The organism is Sphingomonas paludis (assembly GCF_053502515.1).
The window spans coordinates 932,087-950,000 of record NZ_CP187558.1 but is presented as its reverse complement, the minus strand read 5'-3'; the positions used below and the strand labels follow the sequence as shown (position 1 = coordinate 950,000).

At 66.4% G+C, this 17,914-nt stretch carries 17 protein-coding genes and 2 tRNA genes (1 of these 19 only partly in view); 5 read left to right on the top strand and 14 right to left on the bottom strand.

Going from position 1 to position 17,914, the window contains the following annotated elements; translation table 11 throughout:
• A protein-coding gene (locus tag ACPVPU_RS04555) for a hypothetical protein (RefSeq protein WP_448659796.1) crosses the window boundary here: on the top strand, positions 1-126 show its final stretch. 177 nt of this gene lie to the left of the window's left edge; the window shows 126 of its 303 coding nt (coding positions 178-303); the start codon falls outside the window, past its left edge; it ends in the stop codon at positions 124-126.
• Positions 127-130: 4 nt separating this feature from the next.
• On the opposite strand, the gene ACPVPU_RS04550 is transcribed toward ACPVPU_RS04555, so the two are convergent.
• From ACPVPU_RS04550 to hisS, 6 genes are all read right to left on the bottom strand, one after another.
• Entirely contained in the window at positions 131-1,600 is a 1,470-nt protein-coding gene (locus ACPVPU_RS04550) for a DUF4139 domain-containing protein (protein ID WP_448659795.1), read from the bottom strand.
• Positions 1,601-1,756: 156 nt separating this feature from the next.
• On the bottom strand, positions 1,757-3,247 hold the full coding sequence (locus ACPVPU_RS04545; RefSeq protein WP_448659794.1) for a DUF4139 domain-containing protein: 1,491 nt from the start codon (positions 3,245-3,247) through the stop codon (positions 1,757-1,759).
• A gap of 147 nt (positions 3,248-3,394) precedes the next feature.
• A complete protein-coding gene (locus ACPVPU_RS04540; RefSeq protein ID WP_448659793.1) occupies positions 3,395-4,162 on the bottom strand; it encodes a DUF4167 domain-containing protein in 768 nt (255 codons plus the stop codon).
• Positions 4,163-4,412: 250 nt separating this feature from the next.
• A complete protein-coding gene (gene prmC, locus ACPVPU_RS04535; protein WP_448659792.1) occupies positions 4,413-5,237 on the bottom strand; it encodes a peptide chain release factor N(5)-glutamine methyltransferase in 825 nt (274 codons plus the stop codon).
• Positions 5,224-6,303 carry a peptide chain release factor 1 gene (gene prfA / locus ACPVPU_RS04530; RefSeq protein WP_448659791.1) on the bottom strand — a complete coding sequence of 360 codons (1,080 nt, stop codon included), beginning with the start codon at positions 6,301-6,303 and terminating at the stop codon, positions 5,224-5,226. Before prfA ends, prmC begins: the two co-directional genes overlap by 14 nt.
• Positions 6,304-6,570: 267 nt before the next feature.
• On the bottom strand, positions 6,571-7,938 hold the full coding sequence (gene hisS, locus ACPVPU_RS04525) for a histidine--tRNA ligase (protein WP_448659790.1): 1,368 nt from the start codon (positions 7,936-7,938) through the stop codon (positions 6,571-6,573).
• A gap of 120 nt (positions 7,939-8,058) precedes the next feature.
• Here hisS and ACPVPU_RS04520 point away from each other — a divergent pair.
• A tRNA-Gly gene (locus ACPVPU_RS04520) sits at positions 8,059-8,132 on the top strand.
• 129 nt (positions 8,133-8,261) lie between these two features.
• Here ACPVPU_RS04520 and ACPVPU_RS04515 read toward each other — a convergent pair.
• Positions 8,262-8,510, bottom strand: a complete 249-nt coding sequence (locus tag ACPVPU_RS04515; protein ID WP_448659789.1) for a hypothetical protein — start codon at positions 8,508-8,510, stop codon at positions 8,262-8,264.
• A gap of 10 nt (positions 8,511-8,520) precedes the next feature.
• On the opposite strand from ACPVPU_RS04515, the gene ACPVPU_RS04510 reads away from it, so the two are divergent.
• The gene (locus ACPVPU_RS04510; protein ID WP_448659788.1) at positions 8,521-9,084 is read left to right on the top strand and encodes an anti-sigma factor family protein; all 564 of its coding nucleotides are present in this window, start codon (positions 8,521-8,523) and stop codon (positions 9,082-9,084) included.
• Between the two features lie 33 nt (positions 9,085-9,117).
• Here ACPVPU_RS04510 and ACPVPU_RS04505 read toward each other — a convergent pair whose 3' ends face one another.
• The 6 genes from ACPVPU_RS04505 to ACPVPU_RS04480 form a co-directional block, all read right to left on the bottom strand.
• A complete protein-coding gene (locus ACPVPU_RS04505; RefSeq protein WP_448659787.1) occupies positions 9,118-11,169 on the bottom strand; it encodes a TonB-dependent receptor in 2,052 nt (683 codons plus the stop codon).
• Positions 11,166-12,431 carry a HupE/UreJ family protein gene (locus tag ACPVPU_RS04500; RefSeq protein WP_448659786.1) on the bottom strand — a complete coding sequence of 422 codons (1,266 nt, stop codon included), beginning with the start codon at positions 12,429-12,431 and terminating at the stop codon, positions 11,166-11,168. The genes ACPVPU_RS04505 and ACPVPU_RS04500 overlap by 4 nt, the downstream gene beginning before the upstream one ends.
• A complete protein-coding gene (locus ACPVPU_RS04495; protein WP_448659785.1) occupies positions 12,431-13,783 on the bottom strand; it encodes a hypothetical protein in 1,353 nt (450 codons plus the stop codon). Before ACPVPU_RS04495 ends, ACPVPU_RS04500 begins: the two co-directional genes overlap by 1 nt.
• 64 nt (positions 13,784-13,847) lie before the next feature.
• Complete coding sequence (locus ACPVPU_RS04490; protein WP_448659784.1) at positions 13,848-14,576, bottom strand: DUF4331 family protein; 729 nt, start codon at positions 14,574-14,576, stop codon at positions 13,848-13,850.
• Positions 14,576-15,211 (bottom strand): DUF4331 family protein, encoded by a 636-nt coding sequence (locus ACPVPU_RS04485; protein ID WP_448659783.1) that lies wholly within the window; start codon positions 15,209-15,211, stop codon positions 14,576-14,578. The genes ACPVPU_RS04490 and ACPVPU_RS04485 overlap by 1 nt, the downstream gene beginning before the upstream one ends.
• A 370-nt stretch (positions 15,212-15,581) precedes the next feature.
• Positions 15,582-15,668, bottom strand: a tRNA-Tyr gene (locus ACPVPU_RS04480).
• A 154-nt stretch (positions 15,669-15,822) separates the two neighbouring features.
• On the opposite strand from ACPVPU_RS04480, the gene rlmB reads away from it, so the two are divergent.
• Together rlmB and ACPVPU_RS04470 are read left to right on the top strand one after the other, a co-directional pair.
• Positions 15,823-16,578: a 23S rRNA (guanosine(2251)-2'-O)-methyltransferase RlmB gene (gene rlmB, locus ACPVPU_RS04475; protein WP_448659782.1), complete on the top strand. Its 756-nt coding sequence runs from the start codon at positions 15,823-15,825 to the stop codon at positions 16,576-16,578.
• A 24-nt stretch (positions 16,579-16,602) separates the two neighbouring features.
• Positions 16,603-17,373, top strand: coding sequence for a hypothetical protein (locus tag ACPVPU_RS04470; protein WP_448659781.1), 771 nt, complete (start codon positions 16,603-16,605; stop codon positions 17,371-17,373).
• 181 nt (positions 17,374-17,554) lie between these two features.
• On the opposite strand, the gene ACPVPU_RS04465 is transcribed toward ACPVPU_RS04470, so the two are convergent.
• Positions 17,555-17,872 (bottom strand): 2Fe-2S iron-sulfur cluster-binding protein, encoded by a 318-nt coding sequence (locus ACPVPU_RS04465; protein ID WP_448659780.1) that lies wholly within the window; start codon positions 17,870-17,872, stop codon positions 17,555-17,557.
• Positions 17,873-17,914 lie beyond the last annotated feature (42 nt).

Below are 17,914 nucleotides of genomic sequence, written 5' to 3'. Positions count from 1 at the left end.
ATCGGCATTTTCGGCACCATGGCGCTCACCGCCGCGCTGATGGGGCTCGTCTTCCTGTCCTCCGGCAGCGGACACGACGCGCGCGTCGAGGACCGGGTTTCGAAGGAAGTGCTGGGCGAGGATTGAGCGTTCAGTCGCGCGGACGCCGCACGCGATAGGTCAGTGTCGCGCGGCCATTGGCGGGCACCGTCGGCGTCCAGATCGGTCGCCCCTCTTTCCGACCCAGCCGAGCCGAAGCGCGTTCGATGCGCTCGCCATCGTTCAGGATCATGCGCCCTTCGAACAGCACCGGCCAGGGATTGGCATTACTGACGGTCACCTGATGCTCGATCCAGCGGCGACCTTGTTTCAGGTCCTCTCCTTCCACACTCACCTGGCTCGATCGGCCGACCACGATCTCCACTTCCTCACCGACCGCCTTGTCGGCCAGCGAGGATTCCCCGATCAGCAGCGGCTCCCCGCCCTCCGGCTCGAACAGTGCCACCGGTCCGGCGGGCAACGGCACGCCCAGCCCCTCGCTCGCCTTGTTCATCGCACGCAATTCGATGGTCACGTCATCGGGATTGCCCGAAAAAATGTCCGTCTTGTGCACGACCGTCACCGGCACGCCGGGCTTGTTCAGCATCGCCACCTGCTTCTGAGCATTGGCGGCAACCGTAGTCGGGAACGGCACCCGATAGAGCTTCAGGTCGCCCAGCTCCTCCTGCACGGCCTGGACCGAAACACCGCGTACCCGCTGCAGCGCACCAGTCACGGTGATCTCCGGCATGGCACCGATATCTTCGGCCATAATCGAATCGACCATCATTGCCGGCGGCGGCGGTGGCGGGGGCGGCGGAGGGGGTGGCGCCGCAAAGCATTCCAGATAGAGTTCGCCATCCGGCTCATCGGGATAGCCTGCCTCATCCTCCCGATTCACCTCGCCCGCCACTACGGCGGTCGTCGCGCCCTCGAAACTGGTCACATCCTGACTGGCCAGCGTCACCCAGGCGAACAGTTCCGCCCGCCCTGCCCGCGTCTGGTCCAGCGTCACCACGTAATTGGCCTGCCAGTCGAATCCCCAGGCGAGGTAGCTGAGCTTCAGCCGCACCTGCCCGCCCTGCGGCGCATTGGTCTCCACCGACAGGGTGGGCCGCGCCGACAGGCCGGCGGGCAGCGAATCATAGACGATCTCGTCGTCCAGCGGCCCGCACGTCACCGCCTCGAACCCCTTTGCCGTCTGCAGGATCGCCGCGCCATCCTGGCCGGAACGGATGATCGCCCGCTCCTCGCTCACCTGGCCGCTTGCCCGGTTGGTCCGCCTGAGCGTCACCGGGCGGCCATAGGCCCGGTCGAACAGGCTGCGCGGGGACAGCAGGTCCGCGTCCAGATTCTTCTCGCTCACCCCGGAAGGAAGGCCGGTCACCAGCGCGCTTTCGGGCAGCATCCCGCTCGCCACCCCCTCGAACCGGATCACCGCGCGGCCCGCGGGCACATTCACCACCCGCTCCTCGGTAATCAGCGCATAGCCCCGAAGCCAGTCGCGATTGATCGTCTCATCCGCATCCCGGTCCGGCGCGCGATAGATGGTGACCGCGACCGTATCCGGCCGCTCGGACACGACCACCCCCGCCCCCTCAACCGCTCGTGCTGAGCTTGTCGAAGCACTGCGCTGCTCTTGCTCAGTTTCAAGAAAGGACAATGCTTCGACAGGCTCAGCATGAGCGCAGCCAAGGGCTAGAACAAGGAACAGGAACAGGCGCATCGCCCGGCCGGATCAATAGCGGGTGTCAAAGGTAACGGTCAGCACCGTCTCGCCATTGGCGGGCACCGGCACCATCCACGCCCGCTCGTCCAGCGACCGCTGCTCGCCCTTGATGCTCTCGTTCGGCACGCGGGTATCGGCATAATAGCCGCCAAGGCCCGACTGCACGACCTCCACCGTCACCGGCGCGGGCCGCGCATTGGTGACGACATAGCGCATTGTCGTGCGCCACAGATCGACCGTCCGGTCGACAGTCACGATCCGCTCGCCATCCCGGCTGTCGTTGATGCGGAACCGGACGCTCCGCTCCCATTCGTCGGTGGTGATCTTCTCGCGCTTCTCGACGATCGGCTGCACCTTCACGTCGAACGCATCGCCCGTCTTCATGGCAATCCGGCTGCCCATCGGCAGGTGGCCGATCTGGTTCTCGCCGATGAACTGGGGCGCGCCCTTGGCATCGCGCATATAGACGCGGATCGTCCCGGCGGGCAGCGCATCGCCCAGGCCCCCACCCCCGCTCATCGACGAAAAGCGCAGGATCGTCTCCGCACTGACCGGATCGTCCTGCCGCCCCAGCCAGGCGTTGCGGAACAGATAGCCCTTGCTGGCATCCGCACCGGATACATCGAGAAAACTCACCTGCTTCTGCTGCGCATTGGCGATCGTGGTGCGGCCGGTAATGGGATAGAGGTAGAAATCGCCCAAGCGTTCGCGGTCGGCGCTTTCCATCCCCGGCTGATTGCCCGGCACCTGGCGGGGACGCGGGGGCTGGTATTGCCCACGCGGATTGCCGCCCTGCCCAACTGCCCCCGCCACCAGCAGCGTGCGCGCGTTGGAATAGGTCGTGCCGCTGTTGTTGCTGAGCGTGATCCAGCCCTGCACGTCGATCTTGCCCGCGCCCTCATCGAACAGCGCGACATAATCCGCCTTCCACGACAGGCCGCCGGTCAGATAGGCGAGCGTCGCCGGGCGCGCACCCGCCCGCTCGGCATCCAGCGTGACGGACAGGGTGGGCCGCGCGCGCAGATTGGGCGGCAGGCTGGGAAAGATCAGGCGGCGGTCAGTGTCCGGCAGCACCTCGATCCGCCCGCCCGACCGGATGATCGTGCCGCCATTATTGGCCAGCACCTCAACATTGTCCGATGTCTCCGCCCCCGTCGCCGGATTCTGCCGCACGACGGTTATCGTCCGCCCGACCGACTTGTCGAGCAGCTTGTCCGGCGTCAGCAGGTCGTAATCGAAATTCTGTTCGACGATGGTCGCGCCGTCCACGCCCAGCGTCACCGTTTCCGGCCGGATCTGCGCCGACACGTCGGGGAACTCCTGACGATTGACCCCACCGGTCAGGCTGAGTTGCCGCCGGTCCTGCACCAGCGCGACATTGTTGTTGTAGATGGTGACGGAAACATCGCCCTGTGCGGTTGGTGCTTCGGTCTGCGCCGCTGCGACACCGGGTATGATCACCGGCGCCAGTCCAAACGCCGCCATCCAAACAGTCCGCATCCGGCCTCTCCCGTTCGCCTTGTCGGGACAGCCTAACGCCTTGACGGTGGACGGAAAGGGCAAATGCGTCGGGGCGTTGGCCGCCGCATGAAAAAAAGGCCCCGGCGGGCGACCGGGGCCTTGCTGTATTCGGTGGGATTGAACGGTTCAGGCGGCGTTCGCGCCCTCATCGGCCGTTTCGGCACGCGGCTTGCGGCCACGGCGGCGGGGCTTTGCATCGTCTTCCTCGCCCGTATCGGGTTCTGCCGGGGCACCGGCGGTGCCGATGGACGGCGGCAATACCGCGCTGTCGATCGCGGCAGGTTGATCGCCCGTCCCGGCAGCTTCGGCGGACTCGGCGCGGGGGCGGCGGGTGCGGCGACGCTGGCTGCGATCCTCGCCCTGTTCGGCCTGGGCTTCGCCTGCCTCGCCCTGCGCCTCGTCGGCACCGGCTTCGCTGCGGACCTGACCGCCACCGCGCTGCTCGCCGCGCTGACGATCGTCGCCGCGTGGGCGGCGCTCTTCACGCTGCTGGCGATCCGCGCGCTGCTCCCGGTCCGGGCGCTGTTCGCGGCGCTGCGGCCGGGAATCGGCGGCGTCGATCTCGCCCTCTTCGCCGTCCAGCTCAAAGCCGTCCTCGTCGCCGTCCTCGTCCTGGCCATCCTGGCTGTGGCGACGATTCTGCTCCTCGAACCGCGACCGGTTCTCGTTGAGCACGCGGAAATAATGATCGGCGAACTGCAGATAATATTCGGTGTTCACCCGGTCGCCCTGCATCTGCGCATCGCGGGCCAGGTTCTTGTATTTTTCCAGCAGCTGCGCAGCATTGCCGCGCGCGCGGTTGTCGATCCGGCTGCCATTGCCCTGGTTCGATCCGCCCCCGTTCGGGCGCTGGCCACCACGGCCGCGACGGCGGCCGGCCTGACGATTGTTCATCAAGATATGTCGGTCCTGTCTAAAAAGTCCGCCGATCCAAACCCGATCCCGGAGTGGTCCTAACCCCGCGAACCGGCGGCGGTGTGCGCCGCGCGTTCCGCGCGCCATGGCCACCGGACAAGGGCAGCATTCATGACTGGAATGGGCAATGCCCTGATTTCAACACGTTGGCTGAACAAGGTTTCCCCGGAGCCCGTGTTAGCGGCTGATCGGCCGTTCTCCAAGCGAAAACTGTTGCGCCGCCGCGCCGCTACCGGGCGACGATGGCGCGGTCCCGCCCGGCCAGGTCGCGCGCCAGAGTGACCGCCAGTCCCGCTGCCATGGCCAGGGCGGCCACAGCCTCCCCCTGTCGCCAGCCGATTTCCAGTACCGCGCACCCCCCGGGCATCAACAATCGCGGCAGATCGGGCAGGATGCGACGATACGCCGCCAGCCCGTCCGTCCCGGCAAATAGCGCGCCCGGCGGCTCGTGCGCCCGCACCCCGTCCCCGACATCGGGATCGTCCACGGCAATATAGGGTGGATTGCACAGGATCAGGTCGAACCGTTCGTCCAGTCCCGTCGTCCAGTCGCCCAGCCGCCATGCGGCGCGGGCGGGCGCGATCCGTTCGCCATTGGCACGGGCATAACCAAGCGCCGCCTCGCTCACATCCACGCCCAGCCCGCTCGCCCCCGGCCATTCCGCCAGCGCCGCCAGCAATAGCGTCCCCGGCCCGGTGCCCAGATCGAGCACCCGGCGCGGCCCGGCAGTCCCGGCGAAATGATCGACCGCCGCCTCGATCAGCGTTTCGCTGTCCCCCCGTGGGATCAACGCGCCCGGCCCGACCGACAGGGTGATCGTCCAGAAATCGCGGCTGCCGACAATATACGCCACCGGCTCCAGCGCCAGCCGCCGCTCGATCAGCGCGTCGAATCCCTCCGGCTCCGGCGCATCCAGATGACGCAGCAACAGGTCCGAACGCGACACGCCCAGCGCGTGCGCCATCAGGAGTTCGGCATCGAGCCTGGGGGTATCGCTCACCGCCGCCAGCCGCATCGTCGCGGCCGCCAGCGCGGCGCGATTAGGCTGCGCCATCCAGCGCCGCCAGCCGGTCCGCCTGGTCCGCACTGATCAGCGCCCCGATCAGCTCGTCCATCTCGCCTTCCAGGATTTCGGGCAGCCGGTGCAGCGTCAGGTTGATGCGGTGATCCGTCACCCGCCCCTGCGGGAAATTATAGGTGCGGATGCGCTCCGACCGGTCGCCCGATCCCACCATGGATTTCCGCGTGCCCGCCCGCTCGCTGGCCAACCGCTCGCGCTCCGCCTCGTACAGGCGCGTGCGCAGCACCTGCATCGCCTTGGCCTTGTTCTTGTGCTGCGACCGTTCGTCCTGCTGGATGACGACCAGGCCGGTGGGGATATGCGTCAGTCGCACCGCGCTGTCGGTGGTGTTCACATGCTGCCCGCCCGCGCCGGATGCGCGGTAGATGTCGATGCGCAGATCCTTGTCCTCGATCTGCACGTCCACTTCCTGCGCCTCGGGCAGGACGGCGACCGTCGCGGCGCTGGTGTGGATGCGCCCGCCGCTTTCGGTGGTCGGCACGCGCTGCACCCGGTGGACACCGCTTTCGAACTTCAGCCGCGCGAACACCCCCTGCCCCGCCACGCTGGCGACGACTTCCTTGTATCCGCCCGCCTCGGACGCGCTGGCCGAGATGATCTCGACCCGCCAGCCATGATTGGCGGCATAGCGTTCATACATCCGCATCAGGTCGCCCGCGAACAGCGCCGCCTCGTCCCCGCCGGTGCCTGCCCGGATTTCCAGCATCGCCGCCCGCTCGTCCGCCACGTCGCGCGGCAGCAGCGACAGGGCCAGCCGCAATTCGGCCGCCTCCAGCGCGGTCTTGTTGTCGTGCAGTTCCTCCGACGCCATCTGGCGCAACTCGTCGTCGGCATCACGCGTCATATGCGCCAGCGACTCCGCCTCCTGGCGCAACCGGCGCACCTCTGCGGCGGCATTGGCCACCGGCTCCAGCTCAGCATATTCCTTGGACACGGCCACGAACCGGTCGCCGGGCAGGTCGCCCGTCGCCATCATCGCCGACAATTCATCCCGCCGCGCCTCGATCGCGCGGATGCGATCCGCCGGAATGCGGGTCACCCTTCGATCCTCCCCTGCAAGGGGAGGGGTACCATTCGCGCCAGCGAATGGTGGAGGGGTATCGCACTATTGAGGGGGCAACACGCCTCCGTCAGCGCGATGCGCTGCCACCTCCCCTCGCAGGGGAGGATCGTGACTGGAATGCGGTTCATGCTCTCGCGCCCAAATCCTCGTCGCCCCGGACTTGATCCGGGGCAAGGCTGCCTTGAGCCGTCACGAAGAAGCCTGGTCCCAGCTCAAGGCCGGGACGACGAAAAAATACGAACGTCACAGTGGATCGACAATCTTGCCGGAGGGTAGCACCCAGAAAATACCCTGTTTCTGGGGCATTCGCTCGCTCAACGGAACACTGCCTTCAGCCCCGCTGAGCCCATCGTCGTCCCAAATCAAATCCCACAGCGTTTGAGGAACGAGCGCAGCGAGCAGCTTTTCCTGCTGCCCCGTCACCAAATCCTTGATGGCGTAGTATCCCGAGCGGACCTCTTCCTCGCCAACAAGAACCGCGTAACGCGCGCCGCCTTCAGAGGCTTTCGACATCCGCCTCTTCAAGTTTCCGCGAAAACTCATGTCAGCGACGAGACCGGCGCGCCGCAAACCAGTCACAACGCTTATGCAAGGTGCAACTGCGATCTCACCCATCGGGATCACGGCAATATCGAATTGCTCCACCTCCGGCTCCGCGATCAGCATCGCCAGCCGCTCGACGCCAGCCGCCCACCCGACGCCGGGCGTGGGGTTGCCGCCCAAGCTTTCGATCAGCCCGTCATAGCGCCCGCCCGCCAGCACGGTGCCCTGTGCGCCCAGCCGGTCCGTGACAAACTCGAACGCGGTATGCCGGTAATAATCCAGCCCGCGCACCAGCCGCGCATTGCGCGTCCACGCCACCCCCGCCGCGTCCAGCCCGCCGGTCACCGCGGCGAAAAAGTCCGCTGCCTCAGCCGTCAGAAACTGGTCGATATCCGGCGCCGAGTCGGCAATCGGCCGATCGCGCGGGTCCTTCGAATCCAGAATGCGCAGCGGATTCTTGTCCAGTCGCGCCAGGCTGTCCTCGGACAGGTCCGCCCGGTGGCTCTGAAAATGCTCGACCAGTGCCGCCCGCCACGCATCGCGCGTCGCCGCATCGCCCAGCGTGTTGAGCTGCAACGTCACGCCGTCGCTGATCCCCAGCTCCTTGAGAAGCTGATCCGCGAACGCCAGCAATTCCACATCCGCCATCGGCTCGGCCGCGCCGATCACCTCGGCGTCGATCTGGTGGAACTGGCGAAACCGCCCCTTTTGCGGCCGCTCATACCGGAACACCGGCCCGCTCGTCGCCAGCTTCAGCGGCGCATATTGCTGCCACCCCTCGGTCAGGAAGGCGCGGGCGATCCCGGCGGTGAATTCGGGGCGCAGCGTGATCGAATCGCCGCCGCGATCCTCGAACGTGTACATCTCCTTCGACACCACATCGGTGGTCTCGCCCAGCGACCGGGCAAAGACCGCCGTGCTCTCGAACACCGGAATGTCGACCCGCTGAAAACAATAAAGCCGGCGGACGCGATCGAACGCATCGAGCACCGCGGCAAAGCGCCGCTGCTCCTCGCCGAAAATATCCTGGGTGCCGCGTATCCGCTGCGGGGTCTGAATCTTGGCCATGGCTCGCGGCTATCTAGAAGCGCTGCGGCGCAAATGCCAGTAGCTGCGCAATCCGCGTTCGCATCCGCTTGCCTAGCCCGCCCACGCCCGCTAGACAGCGCGCCTGCCCATCGGGGCCGGGCGGGTATAGCACAATGGTAGTGCAGCAGCCTTCCAAGCTGAATACACGGGTTCGATTCCCGTTACCCGCTCCACTTCTCCGTCCACCTGAATCTGGCAGGCTCCCCGCAATCTTTGGTATTGCTGGGCGGCCCTCGGACATGGGCTGATTTCACGAAACGAAGGGTCGGGACATCGGCAAAGCAATGTCCCGACCCTTGTGCTTACTGGCCGACCGCCGACTTCCGCACTTCGCCCTTCCCCATTGCGGAAACGAGCACATCGCCGCTGAGGGTGAAGTTGTCCGCCGGCAGCATGTGGACACGGTCGCCCATGCCGACCCCGATCGATTCGATATTACCCTGAGAATCGCGGTTCACGCTGCGAAGCTTGCCGATCAGCCGGCCGCGTGCATCCTCGATCCGCATGCCGGGGTTCAGCGCCGGCACCGCGTCGCCATCCGTCACGATCATCCCGTCACCCATGGCTGATCCGCCGACCGGGCCGGTCCCGACGGCTGCCGTGCACAGCATCGAAGCGGCCGCTCGCGTAGCGCAATTCGCGCCCCGCGCCATGCCTCCCGCCAGGGCACGCGAGCGTGCATTCTGGTTGAGCGCAGTTGCAGCCAGCCTGGCGGTCGGGGTCATTCTGGCGCCATGGGTGTGGGCGCCGCAGACCGGTCAGCAAATTGCGTTCGAGGAAAGCCGCCTCGTCGCGCGCGGCCCGCTCGACCGCGCGCTCGACACGCAGCTCGCATCGACCCAATCGACCGATGCTCCGGTTCGGATCGGCGTCAGCTTCTACGACGGTGAACGCCGGCTGTGCCGCACGTTCGAACGTGCCGAATTCAGCGGCATTGCCTGCAGCGACGGTCACGTTTGGCAGCTTGAACGCCTCTATGGCGGCAACGGTCGCACCCGCGGCGACTATCGCCAGGCGAACTCCGGCGCGCCTCTTGCGCTGCGCGACGCGCAGGAAATGATAGCGGGGTCGCCGCTTGACGCCGCCGGAGAAGCTACCGCTCTGAGCGCGGCACGGACAAGATAAGCCGGAAAAGCCCTTCGGGATCGGCTTTGCAAATCAGAACGACAGCCGCGCCGAAATGCGCGCGGTGAAAGGCTCGACGGGGTGGAGATGGATGTCGTCGACGGGTTCAGCTTCTCCAGGCAGCTGCGAGGCATAGAAATAGGTGACATCCGCATCACGGGCGTCGAAGAGATTGAGCAGTTCCAGCCCAAGCCGCGCTCGCCCGAGCCGATAATAACCACCGACGTTCACCAGCGTCGTCGACCGGGACTTGGCGCTCGCATCCTCGATCAGGGGCGCCCCGCCGAAATGGCGGACCCGGGCCGTGGCGCTGAACTGCTCGGAAAGTTGAATGGCGGCCCCACCCGAAATGACCGTGGGTACCGCGCCCGGAATGTCCCGCTGGCCAGAGGGAACCGCACGAAACCGGGCGTTGGTGTAAGCGGCGGATCCATCCAGGGTCAGCCAGTTCGCCGGACGCCAGAACAGCACCGCTTCACCGCCGAACCGCCGCGACGGCGGGTTGGGCTCGGTCGCGCCGCCATCCCCGACAAAGACCAGCTCCGATTCCAGGCCCAGGTAAAAGGCGGCCAAGGTCAAGGTGAAGCGGTCAACCTCGATCCGCGTGCCCAACTCCGCACCCCGCGCGCGGACCAGCAGCGGCACGCGATCGACGGGATCGCCCGTAACCGGATCGACCCGGATTGCCGCACCGCGCGCGTCGTTGGAATGAAAGCCCTCTCCGTAATTCGCGTACAGCTCCACCGTATCGACCGGCGACCAGGCCAGCGCGAGCTTCGGCGCTACCAGCGCATCCCAGCCATCGTCGCTATTGGCGGATAGCGACGCTGCCACGTCGTAACGATACAGATCGCCGCGCAGCCCCAGCGACAGCCGCAGCCGAGGTGCGAGCTTGACCTCGGCAGACGCAAACAGCGCAGCGGAGAGCTGGTCGATCCCGTCTTCGCGCACCGGCTCGCGGATTTCGCCAGCGGTGGCGCGATAAAGCCCGACATTCGTGATATGGTCGTATCGCCAGTCGGCACCGATCTGAAAGCGGACCGGAACGGCGCTGACTTGGTCCGCAAATTGGTGTCGAGCGGCACCACCCGCCACCCAGCGGCGGTCGCGTTGTTGGAATTGATCGCCATTCACGGGATCGTCGAGGAAATAGGTGAAGTTCGAGGTCAGCGCGAAATCATAGTATAGTGCATAGGCGCTTAAATCGACGCCCCCTGCGCGCCCGCTTCCGCTGACTGCGATCCGCGTGGTCCGCCCCCCCAGATCGGGATCGATGAAGCCGAAGCGATCGATGCGCCCGCTCTCGATGGCGCGCACCGGAACTTGGTCCGTCGAGGTCCAGCTGGCGTGATAGCCCGACACGCTGATCCGGGTGGCATCCGGGCCCGCGCCGCTCGTGAACTTGGCGAACCCGTTTATCTTGGCCAGATCTTCGTCGAGCGCCCAGGGGCCATTGGTCGTTACGCCCTCCACGCCGATCAGCACATCGCCTCCGCCGACCGGCCCGCTGCCTGCGGCCAGCCCGCGCAGATAGCCGAAGCTGCCCCCAGTCACCTCGGCAAAGGGGGCAAGGGTATCGGCAGTGACGAATCGCGCGCTGCCGGCTGCCGAGAAGTCGCCATCGTCGGCGAAATAGGGGCCTTTTCGATAATCGATCCGCTGGACAAGTTCGGGGATCAGGAAATTCAGGTCGAGATAGCCCTGGCCATGGCCATGGCTTCGCATGTTCACCGGAACGCCGTCGACATAGGCGGCAAAATCGGTCCCGTGATCCAAGTTGAACCCGCGCAGGAAATACTGGTTGGCCTTGCCGGTCCCGCTGTGCTGGGTTGCGATGACGCCGGGTATGTTTTCGACCAGTTCGCCCACCCGCGACAACGGACGGTCGGCAAAGTCGCGATAACCGACAACGCCTTCGCTGGCCGACCGCGCCGTCCCGATCTGTTCGATCGCCCGCCCGTACACGATGATGTCGCCGGGCGTTGGATCAGGTACTTCGACGGGCGGCTCACGTTCCTGGCCATGCGCGGGCAGGCCTGCACCACACAGCATGGTGCCGATGACTAATCCAATCTTGCGGTTCACCGCCCTCTCTCCTGTCCTGAACGAGCGGGTTCGCGCTTTCGAAGCACCAGGGCGACCACCGTTAACACCGCGATTGCGAACGGCCCCAACGCAAAGGCCTGGTCCAAAACCTCGGCAACCGGATTGCTCGTCCCGGCAAGGCGCTGGTGGATCCAGATAGTTGCGGCCATGGCGCCGATCGCGGCGGCGGCAAGCCGAAAATGCCCATAATGTCGTGTCCGCGCGAGCAGGATCAGGGATGGCATCAGCACCGACACGACCAGCAGCTGGACCGCTTCGATCCCGAGATTGAAGCCCAGGATCGCTGATGCAGTTCCCAGGCGGTCGAGGTCGTAATCCTGGACGATCGTGGCAAAAGCCAGGCCGTGGATTAGGCCGAACCCCATGGCGACCCACGCTTCGCGCCCGGGAAACAGCGGCCGCGCGACGTGGATCGCGGAAATCAGGATCGACAGCGCGATCAGCACTTCGATCGGCTGGGCAGGCAGCCGCCAACCCCAGAAGGTCGCCCCGACCAGGGTCAGGCTGTGGCCGATGGTGAATGCGGTCACCGTGCCGACAAGGATCGCAAGGGTACGCCGAACCGGCCGGACCTCGCGCCACCGACCGTTCGCCGCGATCAATGGGGCCGGCACCAGCAGCATGATCAGAAACAGCAGATGGTCGTGACCGATGGCGATGTGATGCGCCCCCAAATTGAACGCGTCGACAAAGGCGCTAAGCCTGCTGGGCGCGGCCGGTCGGATCTGCAGCAGCCGCCGCTCGGCATTGACGGTGCCCAGCACCCGCGCCTGAGCACCCAGCAAGCGATCGCTGGCGCCCGGTTCCGCGATCACCATGGCGAAATGGCCCGGCACGGCATCGACGATCGCCGACCACGCCAAGGTCATTTGTTCGGGCAGCTTTCGATCGGGCGGTATCAGGTGCAAGGTCGCGCGAAGATCCGGCGGCCCGGCGACCTGGACAAATTGTGCTGAATCGACACGCAATGACCAGGGCGTTCCATCCTCACCGCGCACCGCGATATGTTGCGCGAGATAGGCGCGGGCGCGCGCGATCGACGCCGAATCGTTCGTCACCGGATTGCCGGTCGCCAGCGCGTAATCGCCCAGCGGGATGATGACGGTGGCCCGCACCTGATCTCGCTCGAAGGCAAGCCGGACCTCGGAATTGGGCGTCAGGTGCGCCCACAGGCTCACCTGACCCCCGCAGATCGCAATCGCCAGGACCAGGAGCGAGATCGCACGGCGAAGCGCGGGCATCAGTGATGTCCGAACCAGATGAGCGATGCTGCTGCATCGACCGCACGGGGATTGATCGCCAGCGCCGCCGCGCGCGCCTCGGCTGCACCGGCGCTATCGCCCCGCATCGTGCGAGCCTGTGCGAGCAGGGCGTTCGCCTGGGCCGTTCGCCAGCCGGTGGCAACAAGGTCGGTCAGGATACGATCGGCCTCGCTTGCTCGGGCGTTGGCAAGCAAGGCGGCCGCCAGCAGCGTTGCGGTTTCGCCGTAAGGCCGGGCCTGATAGTCGTCGCGGGCAAGCGCCAGCGCGCGTCGACGATCGCCGAATACCAGCAGATGCTCGATCATGTGCGCGCGCGTCGCATCCGGCAGCGTTGCCAGCCGCTCTGCCCATATCCGGCCAGCACGCGCCGCCAGCGCCTGCATCTCCGCAATTCTTCCCTGGCTGCGGTACAGGGACGCCAGCGCATCCATCACTGCAGGCTGCGGGTTGCGGGCCAGGATCGCACGATAGACGCGCTCGGCACCGGCCACGTCGCCCGCAACCGCCATCATTTGCGCCCGATGCGCATCGGCGAGCCAATAGCCGGGAAGAACCTCTGCCGCCCGGTCAAAGGCAGCGCTTGCCGTGGACCATTCGCCGCGATCGAGCAGCGTCGCGCCGATCGCCAGTTCCATCGTCGCCAGGAATTGCGGCGTCCGGCCGGAGTGCCGCCGCGCCGCGTCGCGCAGCAGCTGTTCTGCGGCGGACGGGTTGCCCATCTTGCGCTGCCAGACGGCCATGCGGAATGCCGTGGCGGCATCCGGCCGCCCGGCCGCGATTGCGGCATAGGCGCGCGATGCCGCAGCATAATCGCCGCGGTAAAAGGCGACGTCGCCGGCGATTGCAGCTGCTTCGGCACGTTCCGCATCCGCCGCGGGGACGGCGAAGTTGGCCACTTGCGCGGATGCGCTTGCCGCAGCGGACAGATCATGGATCAGCAGCGAATAGGCCGATTGGGTCAGGATCGGCCCCGCACCGGCCGGAGCGCTTTCGCGCGCCTGTGCCAGCGCCTTCCCGGCGCGCACCAGGTCGTCATGCCCGCCCGTCAGCCGTGCCCGCGCCATCAACGCGCGCGCCAGACTTTCCTGAGCGGCCCACGCGTCGGGGGTACGAGCGACCCGTTCTGCGCCAAGCTGCACCTGCGCGTCCTGCATCCGCAGTGCGTCGGCATAAGTGGCCGGGCCATAGCTGGCCGCAGCCGGCGGCCATTCGGGCGTCGGGTCGGCCGAAAACAAGCGCGCGGCCAGTGCGACCAGCGCCCCGGCCAGAACCAGCATCACCGCAACCCGATTCAGCCGGCCACCATCAGCGAGCCTCACAGACATGCTCATGTCGCTGGTTCTCCCGCTGGGAGAGCCCGGTCCGGCGAATGAACGCCGCACCGGGCCCGGTCAGTTAGGACGGACGAGCACAGGGGGTAAGCCCAAGCCCGATCAGGTCGTCGGCCAGCGCATTGGTCAACGTCGTCAGCTCGCCGCCAAGGTCGGGCACGAATGTGCCGGCTGCATCGTCGGATGGGTTGGCGTCGTTATACGCGTTCTTCCGGTTGGTGCCGATCAGCGCGGTCGCCACCGCCGGCATCCCCATGCGATCGACCCTGACGAACGCTGAAGCGTCGTCCGTACGGAAGTTGAACGTCGTTCCGCTGGTATCGGCGGCAGGGGGCGTGCCCTGTGCCGCTGCCAGATAGGGGAAGCTGGCCCGGAACGGCTGGTCGTTGGCGGGCGGATTGACCGGGACGCCGGCAAGCGTGCCCGGGCCATTGGCCGCCAGGTTCAGGAAGATGACGTTCAAGGTGACGTCGATCACCGGATCGGCGAGCCGGCGGCCGTTCGGAAAGCCCGATGCGGCGGCCAGATTGAGCGTCAGCGTATCCGGCACCACCGCGCCCGCGACGGTCGTACCGGTACCGGGGATCATCTGGTCCAGACAGGGCTGGACGTTGAACGATGTCGGCGCAGGGGTCGGCGACGGGGTTGGCGTGGGGACCGGCGTTGGCGTCGGCGTGGGGGCCGGCGGCGGGGTCATCACCTGCCCGGGCGAATCTTCATGATCGCATGCCGACAGAACGCCGATGCTGCCCAATGCCGTCGCCAGCATCAGTTTGTGAGTGAATGCGCGCATCACAGCTGCCCTCCGAAACGTGCGGTCGTCGCCCAGACGTCGACCGGATTACTGCCATTCGCGATGCGACTGCGGGGGATTTCGATGACGACCGCCGTCAGGTTCTGGCCCGCGAAAAAGTCGCGATTGCGGTCGAAGCTCAGGGTGCCGGTCATCCGGGTCGTCCGGAACCCCTGAAGGTCGAAGAAGAACGGATCGTCGAACAGACCCGCGCGCACCGTAACGCCGTCGCGGGTCAGATCGGTTTCGACCGGACCGGAAATGGCACCCCCTGTCACGCCCGGCAGCCCGGAGACGCTGACCCCGAACTGGTTGCCCGCGCGGCTCGTATCCTCGCCGAACCGGACACGGATCGGGATGTTCGCGGTCGTCCGCGATCCGTCATTGGACAGGTTGATCGTATAGAGCACATCGCGATCGAAGGTCGCGGGAAGGGTCGTCGCCTGAGGCCCCGAGAATGTCAGTGCCAGGATGACGGAGGTATCGGTATGCCAGGCATAGAGATCGGCGATGTCGGCGGCACGATCGGGCGTGGCATCAAGGGTGGAGTCCGTTCGTGTCGGTGGATCCAGGTGATCGGCCGCCGGACTGAACTGTTCGGCCGCCATGAACGCCAGTGGCGCGGCGATCAGCATTGCACCGATCCCAGCACCCAATTTCAAATATCGCATGATTGCTTCTCCCCACCGCCGGGGAACGCGCGCTACATAGCGCGAGGCCGGCGGTATGCGTCCCAGTCCGGCCGATGATACGCACGAAAGCTCAAGGCCCCGGGCGAACGGCTTCTCCCCATTTGGCCGGGCCACCATCGGTCAGGGCGCTGGCGCCCGGACCGTTCAGTGGCACGGCGATCCAAGATACGAGTGCGATTGGAGGAAGGATGCGCGCCGGGATTCTTTTTTATTGAACGCCGGGCTCACCGCATTGCCGGTCCGCCACCGGTCCATCTGCGGACATTCATGAAATGCTGGCTGCGATGACGGGGTATCGCTTCGGCGGCGGCGATGGTGGAAGGGACTGGATTCGAACCAGTGTACGGGAAACCCGGGCAGATTTACAGTCTGCTGCCTTTAACCACTCGGCCACCCTTCCGGGCCAGCCGCCGAAGCGAGCGCGAGCCTTTGCCGTCCCCTGCCCCTCGTGTCAACGCCCCGCGTGTCCCGGCCGGGCAATGGCTTGCGCGTGGCTGGCGGGGGGCATAGCAGGCGGGATCATCGGTTACAGGCGCGCAGGAAAGAACGATATCATGGCACGACGCGGACATCGCCCCTCTCAGGCCCCGGCCGGCCGACCCCGTTTCTGGGGCCGTCATGCCGTGCTGGCTGCGCTCGCCAATCCCGAACGCACCGTGCGAAAGCTGTGGGGGACGCGCGAGGCGCTGTCCGCGCTCGATCTGCCGCCCGTGCTGCCGATCACCTATGCCGATGTCGCCGATCTGGCCCGGCTGGTGCCGTCCGATGCCCCGCATCAGGGGCTGGTGGCAGAGGTCGATCCGCTGGAGGATCTGTGGCTCAGCGAAGTGCTGGGTCAGGGGGAGCGGGACAATCGCCCGATCCTGATGCTGGATCAGGTGACCGATCCCCACAATGTCGGCGCGATCCTGCGCTCCGCCGCCGCGTTCGATGCGCTGTGCATCGTGACGCAGGACCGGCATTCGCCGCCCGAATCGGGAACGGTCGCGCGCGCGGCATCGGGGGCGCTGGAGTTCATTCCCTGGGTCCGCGTGGTCAACCTGTCCCGCGCGCTGGATGAGATTAGCGAGGCGGGCTATTGGCGCATCGGCCTGGCCGGGGAAACCGAAACCACGCTCGATGCCGCGCTCGGCACGGAAAAGGTCGCGCTGGTGCTGGGGGCGGAGGGCGACGGGATGCGCCAGAACACCATGGCGCATTGCGACATCATCGCCCGCCTGCCGATCAGCCCGCGCATGGAAAGCCTGAACGTGTCCAACGCCGCCGCCATTGCGCTTTACGCGGCGGCAACGCATCGTCGGCCCGGATAGGGGCTCGAACGGAGAGGTAGGGCAATGCCAAACCGGTGGATGGCGATGGCGGCGCTGCTGCTAGCACCGCTGATCCTCAGCGGCTGCTTCATTGCGCCGGGCTCGTTCGTCTCCACCCTCGACATCGCCGCCGACCGCAGCTTCACCTTTGCCTACAAGGGCGAGGTGATCGCGCTCGACCTCGACGAGAGCATGAAAGGCCTGGGCGACCTCGGCGAAGGCATGCGCGATGAAGAGGGCGAGGCGGCATGGACCGAAACCGCCCTGCTTCAGGACGCGCCCAACCCGTTCGAGGATAAAGCGGAGGATGCCGAGGACAAGGCGGACAAGGACCGCAAGCTTCGCGCCGTCGCCGATGCACTGCGCAAGGAAGCGGGCTATCGCTCGGTCGAATACAAGGGCGAAGGCGTCTTCGTGATCGACTATGCGATTTCGGGCCGCCTCGATCACGGCTTCGTCTATCCCTATAATATCGATGCTGAGATCGTCTTTCCCTTCGTCGTCATCGAACTGCGCGGCGCCGACCGGGTGCGGGTCAAGGCCCCTGCCTTCGGCGACAGCGGCCAATCCTCCGGCCCGATGGGCGGCATGGGCGGCGACAGCGCCAGCAAGGCCGCCGAACGCCTCGACGGCACCTTCACCCTGACGACGGATGCCGAAATCGTCAGCCAGAACAACGAGGAAGGCGCGGTGGAGGCGAACGGCAAGCGCAGCATCACCTGGCGCGCCACCCCGCTCAACAAGGACGCGCCGATGGCCGTCCTGAAACTGGCGCCCCTGCCCCCGGCCCGCTGATGCCGGGCATTTGCGTCAACGGGCTGGCGTTGTTGGATTTTTTCTGATCAGTCGGTGCGATGACTCGAACGGTTCAGCTACGGTTTTCGCCCATGCCTGGGCTTACGCGCCCGCCAGTCGGCCCGGTCGTCAACCGCGTGAACCCCGTTCAATCCGTCAAAACTGTCAACCGATTGGGGGGTCAGTCCTCTTCGGCGATCCGCACCTTCATGCCGTCCAGTTCGGCGGTGAACAGGAGCTGGCACGACAGGCGCGACGTCGCATCCCGGTCCGACGCGCTGTCCAGCAAATCGTCCTCGTCCTCGCTTATCGGGCGCAGTTTGGCCGCAAAATCCGGATCGACATGGACGTGACAGGTGGCGCACGAACAATTGCCGCCGCACAGCGCCAGCAATTCGTCGAACCCATGATCGCGGATCACCTCCATCACGCTCAGGCCGGGCGTGGCGTCGACCATATGTTCGGTGCCATCGCGGGTGACGACGATCAGGTTCGGCATTGAATTCTCCACGGGGGCTGATGCCCCTCCGCCTTGCCGGGC